The 17,556-nt window shown below is 69.1% G+C and carries 16 protein-coding genes; 6 read left to right on the plus strand and 10 right to left on the minus strand.

Annotated elements, in window-relative coordinates:
* Window positions 1-93: 93 nt before the first annotated feature.
* The 5 genes from ACFYPC_RS04560 to ACFYPC_RS04580 are packed head-to-tail and all read left to right on the plus strand — an operon-like array spanning window position 94 to window position 5,023.
* Window positions 94-900: an ABC transporter ATP-binding protein gene (locus ACFYPC_RS04560; protein ID WP_388670639.1), complete on the plus strand. Its 807-nt coding sequence runs from the start codon at window positions 94-96 to the stop codon at window positions 898-900.
* Window positions 897-1,730, plus strand: coding sequence for an ABC transporter ATP-binding protein (locus ACFYPC_RS04565; protein WP_388670642.1), 834 nt, complete (start codon window positions 897-899; stop codon window positions 1,728-1,730). The genes ACFYPC_RS04560 and ACFYPC_RS04565 overlap by 4 nt, the downstream gene beginning before the upstream one ends.
* Window positions 1,727-2,617 (plus strand): branched-chain amino acid ABC transporter permease, encoded by an 891-nt coding sequence (locus tag ACFYPC_RS04570; RefSeq protein ID WP_388670645.1) that lies wholly within the window; start codon window positions 1,727-1,729, stop codon window positions 2,615-2,617. Before ACFYPC_RS04565 ends, ACFYPC_RS04570 begins: the two co-directional genes overlap by 4 nt.
* Window positions 2,610-3,761 carry a branched-chain amino acid ABC transporter permease gene (locus ACFYPC_RS04575; RefSeq protein ID WP_388670648.1) on the plus strand — a complete coding sequence of 384 codons (1,152 nt, stop codon included), beginning with the start codon at window positions 2,610-2,612 and terminating at the stop codon, window positions 3,759-3,761. Before ACFYPC_RS04570 ends, ACFYPC_RS04575 begins: the two co-directional genes overlap by 8 nt.
* Window positions 3,758-5,023, plus strand: coding sequence for an ABC transporter substrate-binding protein (locus ACFYPC_RS04580; protein WP_388670651.1), 1,266 nt, complete (start codon window positions 3,758-3,760; stop codon window positions 5,021-5,023). Before ACFYPC_RS04575 ends, ACFYPC_RS04580 begins: the two co-directional genes overlap by 4 nt.
* A 62-nt stretch (window positions 5,024-5,085) precedes the next feature.
* Here the strand turns inward: ACFYPC_RS04580 and pssA are convergent, their stop codons facing one another.
* From pssA to ACFYPC_RS04625, 9 genes are all read right to left on the minus strand, one after another.
* Window positions 5,086-5,904, minus strand: coding sequence for a CDP-diacylglycerol--serine O-phosphatidyltransferase (pssA, locus tag ACFYPC_RS04585; protein ID WP_384387248.1), 819 nt, complete (start codon window positions 5,902-5,904; stop codon window positions 5,086-5,088).
* A gap of 28 nt (window positions 5,905-5,932) precedes the next feature.
* Window positions 5,933-6,589, minus strand: a complete 657-nt coding sequence (locus ACFYPC_RS04590) for a phosphatidylserine decarboxylase (protein WP_385740337.1) — start codon at window positions 6,587-6,589, stop codon at window positions 5,933-5,935.
* Between the two features lie 173 nt (window positions 6,590-6,762).
* Entirely contained in the window at window positions 6,763-7,968 is a 1,206-nt protein-coding gene (locus ACFYPC_RS04595; RefSeq protein WP_388670655.1) for an acyl-CoA dehydrogenase family protein, read from the minus strand.
* Window positions 7,969-7,970: 2 nt separating this feature from the next.
* On the minus strand, window positions 7,971-8,483 hold the full coding sequence (locus ACFYPC_RS04600; protein ID WP_386673519.1) for a MaoC family dehydratase: 513 nt from the start codon (window positions 8,481-8,483) through the stop codon (window positions 7,971-7,973).
* Window positions 8,484-8,488: 5 nt separating this feature from the next.
* Window positions 8,489-9,460, minus strand: coding sequence for an HpcH/HpaI aldolase/citrate lyase family protein (locus ACFYPC_RS04605; RefSeq protein ID WP_388670659.1), 972 nt, complete (start codon window positions 9,458-9,460; stop codon window positions 8,489-8,491).
* Entirely contained in the window at window positions 9,457-11,484 is a 2,028-nt protein-coding gene (locus tag ACFYPC_RS04610) for a protein meaA (protein ID WP_388670662.1), read from the minus strand. The genes ACFYPC_RS04605 and ACFYPC_RS04610 overlap by 4 nt, the downstream gene beginning before the upstream one ends.
* A 10-nt stretch (window positions 11,485-11,494) precedes the next feature.
* A complete protein-coding gene (ccrA, locus tag ACFYPC_RS04615) occupies window positions 11,495-12,832 on the minus strand; it encodes a crotonyl-CoA carboxylase/reductase (protein ID WP_388670665.1) in 1,338 nt (445 codons plus the stop codon).
* A 450-nt stretch (window positions 12,833-13,282) separates the two neighbouring features.
* Entirely contained in the window at window positions 13,283-14,098 is an 816-nt protein-coding gene (locus tag ACFYPC_RS04620) for a TetR family transcriptional regulator (RefSeq protein ID WP_388670668.1), read from the minus strand.
* A 136-nt stretch (window positions 14,099-14,234) separates the two neighbouring features.
* Complete coding sequence (locus ACFYPC_RS04625; RefSeq protein ID WP_388670671.1) at window positions 14,235-16,040, minus strand: 3-hydroxyacyl-CoA dehydrogenase family protein; 1,806 nt, start codon at window positions 16,038-16,040, stop codon at window positions 14,235-14,237.
* 371 nt (window positions 16,041-16,411) lie between these two features.
* Here ACFYPC_RS04625 and ACFYPC_RS04630 point away from each other — a divergent pair, with 371 nt between their 5' ends.
* Entirely contained in the window at window positions 16,412-16,984 is a 573-nt protein-coding gene (locus ACFYPC_RS04630) for an adenylosuccinate lyase (protein ID WP_388670674.1), read from the plus strand.
* Between the two features lies 1 nt (window position 16,985).
* Here the strand turns inward: ACFYPC_RS04630 and ACFYPC_RS04635 are convergent, their stop codons facing one another.
* The gene (locus ACFYPC_RS04635) at window positions 16,986-17,498 is read right to left on the minus strand and encodes a GNAT family N-acetyltransferase (protein WP_388671996.1); all 513 of its coding nucleotides are present in this window, start codon (window positions 17,496-17,498) and stop codon (window positions 16,986-16,988) included.
* Window positions 17,499-17,556: the final 58 nt, after the last annotated feature.

Raw genomic sequence — 17,556 nt, forward strand, 5'->3', positions numbered from 1 at the left:
CGCCGCGTTTCGCCCGCATCCCGTGGACGTGCGCCCGGACCGGTGCTGAGGTGAGCGCCACACCGAGCGAGGAGACGGGGAGGGGGCAGCGCCATGGGCGGTTCCGCTCTGCTCGTACGGGATCTGTCGGTCGGCTACGGCCCCGTACGCGCACTGCGCCAGGTGTCTCTGGAAGTACCCGAGGGAGCCGTGGTCACCGTCCTCGGCAGCAACGGCGCGGGCAAGTCGACGCTGCTGCGGGCCATCTGCCGGACGCTCTCCTTCCACGGGGGAGCGGTGACCGGCGGCACGATCGGTCTCGGCGGGCGCCCGCTCGACCGGCTGTCCCCGGACCGGGTGGTGGCCGCCGGGGTGTCCCAGGTACCGGAAGGACGAAGGGTGTTCGCCCGGATGACGGTCGCGGACAATCTGCGGGCCGGAGCGCTCGGCGCGGTGGGCGGCCGGGCGCAGCGGGCGCGGGCCCTGCGCCGCGTGCACGACCTGTTCCCCGTTCTCGCCGAGCGCGCGCAACAGCGGGCGGGCCTCCTGTCCGGTGGCGAACAGCAGATGCTCGCGGTCGCGCGGGCTCTGATGGCCACCCCGCAATTGCTCCTGCTCGACGAACCCTCCCTCGGTCTGGCACCGTTGATGGCCCGGCGAATCGCCGACACCGTGCGGGAGATCAACGCCCAGGGCACCTCGGTCCTGCTCGTCGAGCAGAACGCGGCGCTCGCCCTGCGGCTCGCCTCGCGCGCGTACGTCCTCGAAGTCGGCGAGGTGACCCTCTCCGGATCGGCCGACGAACTCGCCGCCTCCGACGAGGTCCGCCGCCGCTATCTGGGCGTGGTCGACGAGGACGCGGCGGCCGACGCCGCACCGGCGCGCGGGATCCGGCCGACCCTGTCCCGGTGGGAGGGGTGAGTCCCGTGCCGGACGTTCCCCCGCTCGCGGTAAGGGAGTTGACGGTCCGCTTCGCCGGCCTGACGGCCCTGGACACCGTGAGCTTCACCGTCCGCCCCGGTACGGTGCACGCGCTCATCGGCCCCAACGGGGCGGGAAAGTCCACCTGCTTCGACGTCCTGTCCGGTGTCTGCCGCCCCGCATCCGGCAGTGTCCGCTTCGGCGACCACGAGCTGACGGGTCTGCCTCCCCACCGGATCGCGGGCCTGGGCGTCGCCCGGATCTTCCAGAACCTCGCCCTGCCGCCGCACACCACGGTCGAGGACTGCCTGCTGCTCGGCCGTCACCGGCTGACCCGCACCGGCTTCGTCGCCGCCGGACTGCGGCTCCCGGCGGCGGCACGCGAGGAGGCCCGGCATCGCGAACGCGTGCGTGAAATCGCCGAGTTCGTCGGTCTGGAGCACCAACTCGGCCGCCCCGCGGGCTCGCTCCCGTACGGGCAGCAGAAGCTCGCCGAACTCGCCCGGGCCCTGTGCATGGAGCCCCGGCTCCTGCTCCTCGACGAACCGGTCGCGGGCATGACCGCCGACGAACGGCGCCGCACCGCCACGGTCGTCGCGGGCGTCCGCGACAGCCTCGGCATCTCGATCGTGCTGGTGGAACACGACATGGGGGTGGTGATGCGGCTCGCGGACGCCGTGACGGTACTGGACTTCGGCCGCCTGATCGCGGACGGCGCCTCCGCCGACGTACAGAACGATCCGGCGGTCGTACGGGCCTATCTGGGCGAGCGCTCGGACGGTGAGCGTCCCGACGGCCAGCACCCCGACGGAGAGGTGGCCCCCTCATGAGCACCTTGGCCGAACTCCTCCTCAACGGCGTCTCGTTGGGCTCCGTCTACGCCCTCATCGCCCTCGGCTTCGTCGTCATCTTCCGTGCCACCGAGGTCGTCAACTTCGCGCACGCCTCGCTGCTGCTCGCGGGCGGGTACGTCACCGCCGTACTCCACGACGACATCGGCTTCTGGCCCGCGCTGGCCGCCGGAATCGCGGGCGCCGCGCTGGTGGGGGCGGCGGTGGAGTTCCTGGTGATGCGGCGCTACCGAGGGTCCGACCACAGTGTCCTGGCCATCGTCACCATCGGCGTGGACATCCTGCTCACCACCGAACTGACCCGCAGGATCGGCACGGACGTGCTGCCGCTCGGCGACCCGTGGGGCGACGCGGTGCTCACCGTCGGGCCGGTCTCCCTCGCGCACACGCGAATCGCCGCGTTCGTCGCCGCGGCCCTGCTCATCACGGCCTTTCTGCTGGCCTTCCGGTACACATCCTGGGGCGTGGCGATGCGCGCCGCCGCGGAGAACCCGGAGACCGCCGCCCTCATGGGCGTACGGCTCGGGCGGGTCTCGCTCGGCGCCTGGGCGGTGGCAGGCGGACTCGCCGCGGTCGCCGCCCTGTTCCTCACCGTCTTCCCGACCCCGGGTCTGGAGCGGGCCACCTCGCTCGCCGCGCTGAAGGCGTTCCCGGCCGCGATCCTCGGGGGCCTCGACTCCACGACGGGCGCGCTGGTCGGCGGTCTGCTCGTCGGGATCACGGAGTCCCTCGCCACCGGCTACCAGAGTGATCTGGCCTTCCTGGGAAGGGGACTTGGCGACCTCGCCCCGTACCTCGTGATGGTCGTGATCCTCCTCATCCGGCCCGCCGGGCTCTTCGGTACGAAGGAGCTCGCCCGTGTCTGACGTCCTGACGAGCGGCACCCGACCGCTGTGGCTCACCCGCCCCCGGACGTACGCCCGGTGCGCCGCCGCAGTCCTCCTGCTCGCTCTGCCCTTCTACCTGGACCGCTTCTGGCTCCAGGCGGGCCTGTTCGCGATGGCCTTCGGGATCGGCGCGATCGGCATCAACCTCCTCACCGGCGCGACCGGACAACTCTCCATGGGGCACGCCTTCTTCCTCGCGGTCGGCGCGTACGGCTACTGCGTGTTCGCCGGTGACGGAGGCGACGGCCTGACCGGGCTCGGGCTTCCGACCTGGCTCGCCACCGTCCTGGCCGTGCTGGCCGCGGGCGTCGCGGGCGGCCTGTTCAGCCCCATCGCCGGGCGGCTGCGCGGCGCGTACCTCGGCATCGCGACCCTCGCCCTGATCTTCATCGGCCAGCATGTGCTGTTCAACGCGCGTGACCTGACGGGCGGCTTCAACGGCCGCGACGTACCGCCCCTCAGCCTCTTCGGCCTCACCTTCGACGACCGTGAACTCATCGTCGCCGCCGTGCCGTTCGGCTCCGCCGAGAAGCTCTGGTACGCGGGACTCGTGATGCTGCTCGGCTGCGCGCTCTTCGCCCGGGGAGTGCTGCGGGGGCGGCCGGGCCGGGCCATGAACGCGATCCGTGACCACCGGATCGCGGCCGGAGTGATCGGCGTGCCGGTCGCCCGCTACCGCGCCGCGGTCTTCGTACTGTCCTCGATGTACGCGGGTCTGGCCGGTGTCCTGCTCGCGCTGATCTTCCAGCGGACGGTGCCGGACTACTTCGGCGTGATCCTCTCGCTGGAGTACCTCGCCATGATCGTGATCGGCGGACTCGGCTCGGTCGCCGGGGCGGTGGTCGGGGCCGCGTTCGTCTCCCTGCTGCCTCAGCTGCTGACCCGCTACAGCGACGCGCTGCCCCTGGTCTCCGACCCCGGGACCGGCGGGATCACACCGGGCGAGGCATCCCGCTACCTGTACGGCGCCGCAGTCGTGGCGGTGGTGCTCTTCCTACCGGGCGGCCTGGTCAGGGTGGCCGCCCGGCGTAGCGCCGAGCCGAACGGAAAAACCGACCCAAGGCCCGACCCAAGGCCCGACCCAAGGCCCGTCGAAGGGCCCACTCCAGGGGAGGAACGATGAGGACGACATATGTGGCAAGGGCGGCCGCCGGAACGCTGGCCGCCCTGCTCGTGCTGGCCGGGTGCAGTTCCAAGGCCAAGGACGGGGACGACGACAAGGAGACGGCCACCGGCGGGGTGAAGACCGGCGACGGCATCTCCGGCGGGACCATCACCCTCGGCGCGCTCACCGACATGACCGGCGTCTACGCCACTCTCGGCAAGAGCGTCACCCAGGCACAGCAGCTCTATGTGAAGCAGCTCAACGCCGACGGCGGTGTGTGCGGCTACCGGCTGGCACTCACCGTGCGCGACCACGGCTACGACCCGCAGAAGGCGGTGTCCGGATACACGGAGCTGGCACCCAAGGTGCTGGGCTTCACGCAGTTCATCGGCTCGCCGTTCGTCGCCGCCGTCAAACAGCGCGTGGACGGCCAGGACAAGGGGCTCGTGCTGCCGCAGGCCTGGTCGGCCACCCTGCTGGGCAGCCCGTACATCCGGGTCATCGGATCCACGTACGACATCGAGACGATCAACGCCGTCGACTTCCTGATCAAGGAGAAGGGCATCAAGAGAGGCGACAGGATCGGTCACGTGTACTTCGAGGGTGACTACGGCGAGAACGCTCTGGTCGGCTCCAAGTACATGGCGAAGGAGTCCGGGCTCACCGTCGTCGAGCAGAAGATCAAGCCGACCGACAACGACATGACCGCCCAGGTCGCCGCCCTCAAGCAGGCCGGTGTCAAGGCGATCGTGATCAGCGCGGGCCCGCGCCAGGCGGCCTCGCTGGTCGGTGTCGCGGCGGCCGGGCAGTTCAATGTGCCGATCATCGGCAACAACTCGGCCTTCGCCCCCCAGCTGCTCGCCACCCAGGCGGGCCCGGCCCTGATGGCCAACTACCACGTGGCCTCGCCCTCGCTCCCCATCGGAGCCGACACCCCGGAGGGCAAGAAGCTCGTCGAGGACTACACGACCGCGTACCCGAAGGACTCCCTCGACAACGGAGTGGTGGCCGGCTGGACCGCGGCCGCCGCCTTCGGCGAGGCCCTCAAGAAGGCCTGCGACAGCAAGGACCTCACCCGCGAGGGCGTCGACAAGGCTCTGCTGACCATCACCGCCTTCGACCCGGGCTTCGGCGTCACCCAGGACTTCAGCGACCCGAAGTCACCGTCCTCGAAACAGAGCATCATCCTGCGGCCGGACAAGGACGCGGTGGGCGGGATGACGGTCGTACGGGAGGCCGCGGCCTCGTCCGTCGCGGAGAGCTACACGCCTGGCACCTGACAGACAACGCCGAAGGGCCCCGAACCGGGTGGTTCGGAGCCCTTCGGTCACGTACGAGCGCGCTACGGCAGTTGTGCCGCCCGCGCCTCACGCCGGTTGTCCCGGAAGTTGTTCACCCTGCGGGCCGTGGCGAAGAGCGGGATCACCGCGCCCGTCACCAGCTGCAGCGCACAGCCGGTCTGGAGCAGCAGCTGACCACCCGGGGCGTCGAAGGCCCAGGCGGCGAGCAGGCCCATGGAGACCACGATCCAGGAGAGCATCGCCACCGCGAGGGGCCCCCGCGGCTTCGGGTACTCGACCCGGCTCACCATCAGCCAGGCGATGCCGAGGATCGCCATGAGCGTGGCGACGAACGGCAGCTCCAGCAGGACGATGGAGACCACGGTGAGCGCCCCGAAGGGCGACGGCATGCCCTGGAACGTGCCGTCCTTGACCGTGACGCAGGAGAAGCGCGCGAGTCTCAGTACGACCGCGAGGAGGACCACGATGGCCCCGACCGCCGCCACCCGCTGGTGCGCGTCGTCCGCGACCATGCCGTAGACCAGCACGAAGTACGCCGGAGCGAGCCCGAAGCTGATCAGGTCGGACAGGTTGTCCAGTTCGGCGCCCATGGGGGAGGAGCGCAGCTTGCGGGCCACCAGGCCGTCGAAGAGGTCGAAGACCGCCGCGCACAGCATGAGGATGACGGCCGTGGCGGCGCTGTGCCGCGCCATGCCGGTCTCCTGGCTGCCCGTGAGGTGCGGGATCAGGATGCCGGTGGTGGTGAAGTACACCGCCATGAAGCCGCAGGTCGCGTTGCCCAGGGTGAGGGTGTCCGCTATCGAGAGGCGGAGGGAGAGGGGCATCTCCTCCTCGTCGTCCGCCTCGTCGGCCTCCGGCACCCAGCCGCTGCGGGCCTGCGTCTCGGGATCAATCACGGTCAATTCGAGTCACCCCAGCCACGGTCTTCTGACCGACCTCCACGTCCACCTCGACACCCTCGGGGAGGTAGATGTCGACGCGCGAGCCGAAGCGGATCAGACCGATCCGCTCGCCCTGCTCGACCTTCGTACCCTGAGGGATGTAGGGAACGATACGGCGGGCGACCGCGCCGGCGATCTGGATCATCTCGATGTCACCGAGCTCGGTGTCGAAGTGCCAGACGACGCGCTCGTTGTTCTCGCTCTCCTTGTTGAACGCCGGAACGAACCCACCGGGGATGTGCTCGACCGATGTCACCGTGCCGGCGAGAGGCGCGCGGTTGACGTGGACGTTCAGCGGGCTCATGAAGATCGCGACGCGGGTGCGTCCGTCCTTCCAGGGCATGATGCTCTGCACCACGCCGTCGGCGGGCGAGATGACCCGGCCCTGGGTGATCTCGCGCTCGGGGTCCCGGAAGAACCACAGCATGCCCGCCGCGAGCGCGGTGGCGGGTACGGCCACGGCCTTGGCGGCGCCGGAGCGGCGCGCGCGTACCAGGCTGAGTGCTGCGGTGGCGACGGTCGGGAGAAGCCACGGCGATGCTCCGCGCGCGAGGCGTACGCCTGCCAGGCTGTCGCGAGGTGCAGAGGTTTGGCTGTGGGGCATGGATGACCTTCGTAGCGGATGATGCCGCGCTGAGAAAACGGGGGACGGCGGCTTTCCCGGGATCGTACCGGTCGCGGGCCACAACTGGGCAAGCCAGGAAGCCGAGTCGGCGGCTGAAGAGCGCTGACGGGGTGTGATGTTCTTATCGAAGGAAACACCCCTAACCGGGACATCTATCCCTGCAGTCGGTACTCTTCGAGCAGCCTGCGCCCGATGATCATTTTCTGGATCTCGGCGGTACCTTCGCCGATCAGCAGCATCGGAGCCTCGCGGTAGAGGCGCTCGATCTCGTACTCCTTGGAGAAGCCGTAGCCGCCGTGGATCCGGAAGGCGTCCTCGACTACTTCCTTGCAGTATTCGGAGGCGAGGTACTTCGCCATCCCTGCTTCGAGGTCGTTTCGTTCGCCGGAGTCCTTTTTGCGTGCTGCGTTCACCATCATCGCATGGGCGGCCTCGACCTTGGTAGCCATCTCGGCCAGCTTGAACTGGATCGCCTGGTGCTGGGCGATCGGCTTGCCGAAAGTGTGACGCTGCTGGGCATAGGAGACACCCAGCTCGAACGCACGTTGTGCGACGCCGCAGCCACGCGCCGCCACATTCACGCGCCCCACCTCGACACCGTCCATCATTTGGTAAAACCCCCGGCCGGTGGTCCCGCCGAGCACACGATTGGCCGGAATGCGTAGTCCGTCCATGATGAGTTCGGTGGTGTCGACACCCTTGTAACCCATCTTGTCGATCTTCCCGGGGATGGTGAGGCCGGGGCGGACCTCCCCGAAGCCGGGCTCCTTCTCGACCAGGAAGGTTGTCATCGACTTGTGAGCAGGGGTGCCCTCCGGGTGTCCTTCGTCACTCTTCACGAGGACGGCCACCAGGTTGGACGTACCGCCGTTCGTCAGCCACATCTTCTGACCGTTCAGGACGTACTCGTCGCCGTCCTTGACCGCCTTTGACGTGATCGCCGACACGTCCGAGCCAAGCGCCGGCTCCGACATCGAGAAGGCGCCCCGCACCTCGCCCAGCGCCATGCGCGGCAGGAAGTGGTCCTTCTGCTCCTGAGTGCCGTGCTGCTTGAGCATGTACGCCACGATGAAGTGGGTGTTGATGATCCCGGAGACCGACATCCAGCCGCGGGCGATCTCCTCGACGCACAGCGCGTACGTCAGGAGGGACTCGCCCAGACCGCCGTACTCCTCGGGGATCATCAGCCCGAAGAGGCCCAACTCCTTGAGGCCGTCGACGATCTGCTGCGGGTACTCGTCGCGGTGCTCCAGCCCGGTAGCGACCGGGATGATCTCCTTGTCCACGAAGTCCCGGACGGTGGAGAGGATTTCCTGCTGGATGTCGGTGAGACCGGCGGTCTGGGCGAGTCGCGCCATGGCTACTTCTCCTGCTCCTTGAGCTGGGGGCGGCCGGGCTGCTCGCCGCCGCGCTCCTTGATGTACGTCTCGGTGGGGACCATCACCTTGCGGCGGAACACACAGACCAGCGTGCCGTCCTGCTTGTAGCCCTTGGTCTCGACGTAGACGATTCCGCGGTCGTTCTTCGACTTCGAGGGCGTCTTGTCGAGGACCGTCGTCTCGCCGTAGACCGTGTCGCCGTGGAAGGTCGGCGCCACGTGCTTCAGTGACTCGACCTCCAGGTTGGCGATCGCCTTGCCGGACACGTCCGGCACCGACATGCCGAGCAGCAGTGAGTAGATGTAGTTGCCGACCACGACGTTCTTGCCGAAGTCCGTGGTGTTCTCGGCGTAGTTGGCGTCCATGTGGAGCGGGTGGTGGTTCATGGTCAGCAGACAGAAGAGGTGGTCGTCGTACTCCGTGACCGTCTTTCCGGGCCAGTGCTTGTAGACCGCGCCGACCTCGAACTCCTCGTAGGTGCGTCCGAACTGCATGGTGCTCAGGCCTCCGGAGCTTCGAACTTGGACGTGCGCTGCATACCTGCTGCCCGGCCCTTGCCCGAGATGACGAGCGCCATCTTGCGGCTGGCCTCGTCGATCATCTCGTCGCCGAGCATCGCGGAGCCCTTCTTGCCGCCGGCCTCGGACGTGCAGTACTCGTAGGCGTCCAGGATCAGTTCGGCGTGGTCGAAGTCCTCCTGGGAGGGCGAGAAGATCTCGTTCGACGCCTCGACCTGGCCCGGGTGCAGCACCCACTTGCCGTCGAAGCCGAGGGCGGCGGCGCGCTGCGCGACCTCGCGGTAACCGTCCACGTTGCGGATCTGCAGGTAGGGGCCGTCGATCGCCTGGAGGTCGTAGGTACGGGCCGCCATCAGGATCTTCATCAGGATGTAGTGGTAGGCGTCCGCGCCGTAGCCGGGCGGCTGTTCGCCCACGACCAGGGTCTTCATGTTGATCGACGCCATGAAGTCGGCCGGGCCGAAGATGATGGTCTCGGTGCGCGGCGAGGCGGCCGCGATCTCGTTGACGTTGACCAGGCCCTTGGCGTTCTCGATCTGCGCCTCGATGCCGATCCTGCCGACCTCGAAGCCCATCGTCTTCTCGATCTGTGTCAGCAGCAGGTCGAGAGCGACCACCTGCTGGGCGTCCTGCACCTTCGGCAGCATGATGCAGTCGAGGTTCTGGCCCGCGCCCTCGACCACGGTCACGACATCGCGGTACGTCCACTCGGTCGTCCAGTCGTTGACGCGCACGACCCTCGTCTTGCCGGTCCAGTCGCCCTCGTTGAGGAACTTGACGATGGTGTGCCGCGCCTCGGGCTTGGCGAGCGGCGCGCACGCATCCTCGAGGTCCAGGAAGACCTGGTCCGCGGGGAGGCCCTGGGCCTTCTCCAGGAAGCGGGGGTTGCTTCCCGGCACCGCGAGGCAGGAGCGTCGCGGGCGAAGCCGGTTCACGGGGGCGGGGCTGGTCATGCGGGGACCTCCAGGGGATCGAGCTTGTTCGCTTTGCGGATCTCGTCGACGATACGGCCGATGATTCCGGTGATGTCGAAGTCCTTCGGGGTGAAGACCGCGGCCACTCCCGCGGCCCGCAGCAGTTCGGCGTCGGCGTTCGGGATGATCCCGCCGGCGATCACCGGGATGTCGCCCGCTCCGGCCTCGCGCAGCCGCTCCAGCACGTCCGGCACCAGCTGGGCGTGCGAGCCGGACAGGATCGACAGACCGACACCGTGCACGTCCTCGGCGACGGCCGCGGCCACGATCTCCTCAGGGGTGAGCCGGATGCCCTGGTAGACCACCTCGAACCCGGCGTCGCGGGCCCGCACGGCGATCTGCTCGGCGCCGTTGGAGTGCCCGTCCAGGCCCGGCTTGCCCACCAGGAAGCGGAGCTTGCCGACCCCGAGGTCGCGGGCGGTCACCTCGACCTTGCGGCGCACCAGAGCCATCGCGGTGCCCTCCTCGGCGCTGACCGTGACGGGCGCGGAGGAGACACCGGTGGGGGCGCGGAACTCGCCGAACACCTCGCGCAGGGCCCCGGACCATTCGCCCGTCGTGACGCCGGCGCGGGCGCACTCCAGAGTGGCCTCCATGAGGTTCTCGGTGCCCTTGGCTGCGGCCTTCAGCCGCTCCAGCGCCTTGCACGGGCGCGGGTGGTTGAAGGGCGGCTGATAGCGGGTGTCACGCCACTCCTGGAGGGCGGCGACCACCCGGGCCTCGACCGCCGGGTCGACCGTATGGATCGCCCCGTCCAGGTCGGCCGTGAGCGGGTTCGGTTCGGTCGTCTCGAAGATGTTGACCCCGACGATCTTGTCGGTGCCGCCCTCGATACGGGCCCGGCGCTCGGCGTGCGAGGCGACGAGCTGCGACTTCAGGTAGCCCGACTCGACGGCGGCCATCGCGCCGCCCATCTCCTTGATGCGGTCCATCTCGGCGAGCGACTCCTCCACCAGGGAAGCCACCTTGGCCTCGATGACGTGCGAGCCCTCGAAGATGTCCGCGTACTCCAGCAGGTCGCTCTCGTAGGCCAGCACCTGCTGCATGCGCAGCGACCACTGCTGGTCCCAGGGCCGGGGCAGGCCCAACGCCTCGTTCCAGGCAGGGAGTTGCACGGCACGCGCGCGTGCGTCCTTCGACAGTGTCACGGCCAGCATCTCAAGGACGATCCGCTGGATGTTGTTCTCCGGCTGGGCCTCGGTCAGGCCGAGGGAATTGACCTGGACGCCGTACCGGAAGCGGCGCTGCTTGGGGTCCTCGATGCCGTACCGCTCGCGCGTGATCTTGTCCCAGATCCGCCCGAACGCCCGCATCTTGCACATCTCCTCGATGAAGCGGACGCCCGCGTTCACGAAGAAGGAGATACGCGCGACGACATCGCCCTTGCGTTCCTCGGCGATCTGCCCGGACGCGAACACCGCGTCCAGTACGGCGATCGCGGTGGACATCGCGTACGCGATCTCCTGGACCGGAGTGGCTCCCGCCTCCTGGAGGTGGTAGCTGCAGATGTTGATCGGGTTCCACTTGGGGATGTGGTTCACCGTGTAGGTGATCATGTCTGTCGTCAGTCGCAGCGAGGGCACCGGCGGGAAGACGTGCGTTCCCCGCGACAGGTACTCCTTCACGATGTCGTTCTGGGTCGTCCCCTGGAGCTGGGTGATGTCCGCGCCCTGCTCCTCGGCGACGACCTGGTAGAGCGCCAGCAGCCACATGGCGGTGGCGTTGATGGTCATCGAGGTGTTCATCTGCTCCAGCGGGATGTCCTGGAACAGCCGGCGCATGTCACCGACGTGCGAGACCGGCACGCCGACCCGGCCGACCTCGCCGCGGGCGAGGATGTGGTCGGGGTCGTACCCGGTCTGCGTCGGCAGGTCGAAGGCCACCGAGAGACCCGTCTGCCCCTTGGCGAGGTTGCGCCGGTACAGCTCGTTGGACGCCTCGGCGGTGGAGTGACCGGCGTACGTCCGCATGAGCCACGGCCGGTCTTTGTGTCGCTCAGTCATCTACGTGACCTCAGACGTTCCGGAAGCGGTTGATGGCGTCGATGTGCTGGGCGCGCTTGTCCTCGTCGCGGACGCCCAGGCCCTCGCGGGGTGCGAGCGCCAGGACTCCGACCTTGCCCTGATGGAGGTTGCGGTGCACGTCGTAGGCCGCCTGGCCGGTCTCCTCCAGGGAGTACACCCGGGAGAGCGTCGGGTGGATCTTGCCCTTGGCGACGAGCCGGTTGGCCTCCCAGGCCTCGCGGTAGTTGGCGAAGTGCGAGCCCACGATCTTCTTCAGGGACATCCACAGGTAGCGGTTGTCGTACTCGTGGTTGTACCCGGAGGTCGAGGCGCAGGTGACGATGGTGCCGCCCTTGCGGGTGACGTAGACGGACGCGCCGAAGGTCTCGCGGCCCGGGTGCTCGAAGACGATGTCCACGTCCTCGCCGCCGGTCAGCTCGCGGATCCGCTTCCCGAAGCGCTTCCACTCCTTGGGGTCCTGGTGGTGCTCGTCCTTCCAGAAGCGGTAGTCCTCGGCGTTGCGGTCGATGATCGCCTCGGCGCCCATCGCCCGGCAGATGTCCGCCTTCTGCGGGCTGCTCACGACACAGATCGGGTTGGCGCCGCCGGCCAGCGCGAACTGCGTGGCGTACGAGCCGAGGCCACCGCTTGCACCCCAGATCAGGACGTTGTCGCCCTGCTTCATGCCGGCGCCGTTGCGGGAGACCAGTTGGCGGTACGCGGTGGAGTTCACCAGGCCCGGGGCGGCAGCCTCCTCCCAGCTCAGATGGTCCGGCTTGGGCATGAGCTGGTTGGACTTGACGAGGGCGATCTCGGCGAGGCCGCCGAAGTTGGTCTCGAAGCCCCAGATGCGCTGCTCGGGGTCGAGCATCGTGTCGTTGTGGCCATCCGACGATTCCAGCTCGACGGACAGACAGTGCGCGACGACCTCGTCACCGGGCTGCCAGGCGTTCACTCCGGGGCCGGTGCGCAGGACGACGCCCGCGAGGTCGGAGCCGATGATGTGGTACGGCAGGTCGTGCCGCTTGGTGAGTTCGCTGAGCCTGCCGTAGCGCTCCAGGAACCCGAAGGTCGCCATCGGTTCGAAGATCGAGGTCCACACCGAGTTGTAGTTGACGGAGGAGGCCATCACGGCCACCAGGGCCTCGCCCGGGCCGAGTTCGGGCACCGGAACATCGTCGAGGTGGATCGACTTGCGGGGATCCTTGTCGCGGGTTTCGAGGCCGGCGAACATCTCCGTCTCGTCCTTGTGCACGGTGATCGCGCGGTACGACTCGGGGAGCGGCAGAGCGGCGAAGTCGGCGGACGTGGCCGTCCCCGACTGAATCGCGTCCAGGATTTCCTTCACGGTGTTGCCTCCGGCGACTGGCGTCTTGAGGGAAGACGCTGAGGGTTACGTCGGTGCTGCTGCTGGGTGTGAGGGGTGTGCCGTCGGTTCGGCGGAGGTGGTGCTGTGGCAGCGCCGGGTGGGCGCAGGAAGTTGCCTGTGACGCAGGCGTCCGGGCGCGCTCGCCATTGGCTTACGGGGACAGCCGACGTACGAAAGGTCTCTGCACGCCGGCCGCCCGGACTCCTTCAAGGTATGGCACGCCGTGTCACCTGACAAGGCACGGAGTGCCAGAAAGTGTGCTCAGGTGAAATCTTTACGTAACACTTGAGCGATGATCGATCAGGTGAGGGTCGGGCGGGGGTACAAAAAAGGCCGGACGAGCCCAAATCGGACGCGTCCGGCGAATCGGTGAGTGTGTTACATCAGTGGGTGCGTTACATCGGTGCGTGCGTCAAATCGGTGAGTGCCTTACTTCGACCGCTCCCTGAGAGCCTGCTCGATGGTCCGCATGACCTGGTCCAGCGGGGCGTCGACCCGGGCGACGGTCACCAGAACGTCCCCCTCCGCGAAAGAGGACGCCGAGGACACCTGGGGAGCGAGCTCGCGCCCCGCGCCGATCCCGGTCCCGAAGGTCTTCCGCACGATCGAGAAGGCGTGGTCGAGCTGGGACTCGACATCGCCCTGCGCCCCCGCCCGGAGCCAGCGCCGCAGCACATGGTTGTGTGCCGTGACGACCGCGGACGCGGCGACCTCCGCGAGCAGCGGGTCGTCGTTGGCGTCGTCGTCGTGCGCGTGCTCGTCGAAGTGGCCCAGCAGATAGCGGGTGAACAGTCGCTCGTAGCGCGCCACGGAGGCGATCTCGGCCTCGCGCAGCGTGGGCACCTCGCGGGTGAGCTTGTAGCGCGAGACGGAGATCTCGGGCTGGGCCGCGTACATCTTCATGACTTCCTTGATGCCGCGGCACACCGTGTCGAGCGGGTGCTCGTGCGCGGGAGCCGCGTTCAGCACGGCCTCGGCCCGGATCAGGGTGTCGTCGTGGTCGGGAAAGATCGCCTCTTCCTTGGAACGGAAGTGGCGGAAGAACGTGCGACGGGCGACCCCGGCCTGGGCCGCGATCTCGTCGACGGTGGTCGCCTCGTATCCCTTGGTCGCGAACAGCTCCATGGCCGCCGCCGCCAGCTCGCGACGCATCTTGAGCCGCTGGGCCGCCGCGCGACTGCCCGCGGCACTCTCCGGCGCGTCGGACGTGGCAGGTGTACGTGAGGACTTGGCGGGCTGGGACATGCCCCGAACGTACTGCATCTGTGCAGGAGAGTGCGCGTGTCCGGGGATCCCCCCGCCCTCCGTGGGCGGGGGGTTTCCGGGCGGGTCGAGCAGGCCGCCCCAGTGGGCGCTGTCGTCGACCCCGTCGCCCGCTCGCTCAGCGCCGGGCATATTCGCGGAAGCCGCGGCCCGTCTTGCGGCCGAGGCAGCCCGCGGCCACCAGATGCTCCAGGAGCGGCGCCGGGGCGAGCCCGGGGTCACGGAACTCCCGGTGCAGGACCTTCTCGATGGCCAGCGAGACATCGAGCCCGACCACGTCCAGGAGCTCGAAGGGGCCCATGGGATATCCGCCGCCGAGCTTCATCGCGGCGTCGATGTCGTCCAGCGTCGCGTAGTGCTCCTGGACCATCTTGATCGCGTTGTTCAGGTACGGGAACAGCAGCGCGTTGACGATGAAACCGGCCCGGTCCCCGCAGTCCACCGGGTGCTTGCGGATCTTCGCGCAGACCTCGCGCACGGTGGCGTGCACGTCGTCCGCGGTCAGGACCGTGCGCACGACCTCGACGAGCTTCATCGCCGGCGCCGGGTTGAAGAAGTGCATGCCGATGACGTCCGCCGGGCGTGAGGTGGCGCGGGCGCAGGCGACGACGGGCAGCGAGGACGTGGTGGTGGCGAGGATCGCGCCGGGCTTGCAGACCTTGTCGAACGTCGCGAACAGCTGCTGCTTGACCTCCAGGTCCTCGGCGACCGCCTCCAGCGCGAGATCGACGTCCTCGAAGGCGTCGTACGAGCCCGCCGGGGTGATCCGGTCCAGCGTCTGAACCGCCGCCTCCGCCGTCAGCCGCCCCTTGTCGACGGAGCGCGAGAGCGACTTGCCGATACGGGCCTTGGCGGCCTGCGCCTTCTCCTCGCTGCGGGCCGCGAGGACGACCTCGTAGCCGGCCTTCGCGAAGACCTCTGCGATGCCGGACGCCATGGTGCCGGAGCCCGCGACACCGACCGAGCGGACGGTGCGGCCCGGGGCGAGGGCGACGCCTTCAAGGGGAGTCAGCGCGTCCCGCACGACGACCGGGCTGCCGGGAGCCTCGTAGGAGTAGAAGCCGCGCCCCGACTTCCGGCCGGTCAGGCCCGCCTCGCTGAGCTGTTTGAGGAGGGGCGCGGGGGCGTGCAGCCGGTCGTGCGACGCGGCGTACATGGCCTCCAGGACCGTCCGCGCGGTGTCGATCCCGATCAGATCGAGCAGGGCGAGCGGGCCCATCGGCAGTCCGCAGCCGAGCTTCATCGCGGCGTCGATGTCCTCGCGGGAGGCGTACTTGGCCTCGTACATCGCGGCGGCCTGGTTGAGGTAGCCGAACAGCAGCCCGTCGGCGACGAAACCGGGGCGGTCGCCGACCGCGACGGGCTCCTTGCCGAGCTCGATGGCCAGGTCGGTGACCGCGGCGACGGCCGCCGGCGCGGTCAGCACCGAGGAGACGACCTCGACGAGCCGCATCGCGGGCGCCGGGTTGAAGAAGTGCAGGCCGAGGACGCGCTCGGGGTGGGCCGAGTCGGCGGCCAGACGCGTCACGGACAGCGCGTTCGTGCCGGTGGCCAGGATCGTCCCCGGACGGACGATGCCGTCCAGCGCGCGGAAGACCTGCTGCTTGATGTCGTACGACTCCGGAGTCACCTCGATGACCAGGTCGGCGTCGGCCGCGGCTGCCAGGTCGCCGGACGTACGGAAGTGCGACAGGACCTCGTCGCGCTCCTGCTCGGTGAGACGCTCGCGGCGCACTGCGCGGGCGGTGGAGGCTTCGAGCGCCGTGACCGCCTGGGCGGCAGCGGCCTCGCTGATGTCGATGCCGATGACGTCGCGGCCGGCGCGCGCCAGGACCTCGGCGATGCCGGTGCCCATCGTGCCGAGGCCGATGACGGCGACGGTCTTCAACGGGGACAGAGAGGTGTCGGAAAGGGGAGTGGCCATCGCGGGACTCCAGGGAGAGGGTGACGACTGAGGACCGCACGCGGGGACGCCGACAGGCGCACACGGAGCGGGAGTTGTTGCGGGTGATGCCGGGCTGACCAGCGCACACGCCCGGTGCCGTCCCTGGGCGAAGCACATGGGCCCAGCGAAACGGTGAAGCCGACCGGCTCTGTCCCGGAGCCATGTCGTACTGAGGTACCTGAAGTACCGAACCGACTGCTCTTACGGCGGCTGCGTCACCAGGCCACCGCAAGAAAGGGGCGAGTGGGTAACTCGCTCGTCTGAGCTTAACCCGCCAGTAACGAGCGCGCCAGCCCCCGAGTTTGTGATGTACATCCCCGCAGTTCAAAGGTTTGCCTAGGCTCGACGTCATGGACGAAGAGTTGCGATCACTCACGGAGCGTGTACACGGCGAGGCCGGAGCTTCGGTGACGTACGACCGGCTCGTAACCACCGAGGACGTGGACGAACTGGCGGAGGTGCTCACCGAACCCGGGCAGCCGCTGTGGGCCCGGGAGTTGGCCGCCTTCCGGCTCGGGGTCGCGGGGGACCGGCGGGCCTTCGAGGCGCTCGTCCTGCTGCTCAACCACCGCGACCCGGAGCGCTGCGGGTCCGCCGCGTACGCTCTGGCCCGCCTCGGCGACCCCCGCACCGCACGAGCGGCCGCCGCACTCGCCACCAACGAGCTGCGTGTCGCCTACGCCCTGCACCCCGTACGCCTGCTCACCGAGCTGCGTGCCCCGGAGGCCGCCCCCGCCCTGATCACCACGCTGGAACGCAGGCTGCGTCCGCACGACCCCTACCGCAGGGTCGCCCTCGCCTGCGTGGAGGGACTGGGCGCGCTCGGCGACATACGCGCGCGACCGGTCCTCAACGAGGCGCTGGCGCATCCGGCACTCGCTCAGGCGGCGGTACGGGCACTTGCCCGGCTGCCGAGAACGTAGGTCAGCCGATCTCGGCGCCCGTGAGCGCGCGTAGGTAGCGGACCTCGGGCACCGCGACACCATCGGCGTCGAAGGGTTCCTCTGCGCCGTCGGGGGTGAACCCGGCCCGTTCGTAGAAGCGACGGGCCGGGGTGTTCTCCTTGAGCACCCACAGCAGCATCCGCTCGTACCCGGCGGCGGCGCACCGCATGGTCGACTCCCTCAGCAGCGCGCTCCCCACCCCGCAGCCGACCCGGTCGGGACGGACGTAGATCGCGTACAACTCGGCGTCCCCGGTTCGGACTTCACCGTCCCGGCTCGGCCCGTGGCAGACCCAGCCGACCACCTCGTCGTGCTGCTCCGCGACCAGGTTCACGACCTCGCCGCCGCCCTGTCCGAAGCGCGCGCGTCGCCGTGCCGTGTCCTCGGCCACGCTGAGAGCGTCGAGGTAGGGCTGCGGTATCAACCCCCGATACGCGGCCTGCCAGCCGCGGACGCGGATCTCCGAGACGCGGGGGCAGTCGGCGAGGGTCATCTCGCGGATGAGGAGATCACTCACGCGGACACCCCCGCGTACATCTCGGTCGACATGG

The organism is Streptomyces sp. NPDC005808 (assembly GCF_042871385.1).
Taxonomy (GTDB): Bacteria; Actinomycetota; Actinomycetes; order Streptomycetales; family Streptomycetaceae; genus Streptomyces.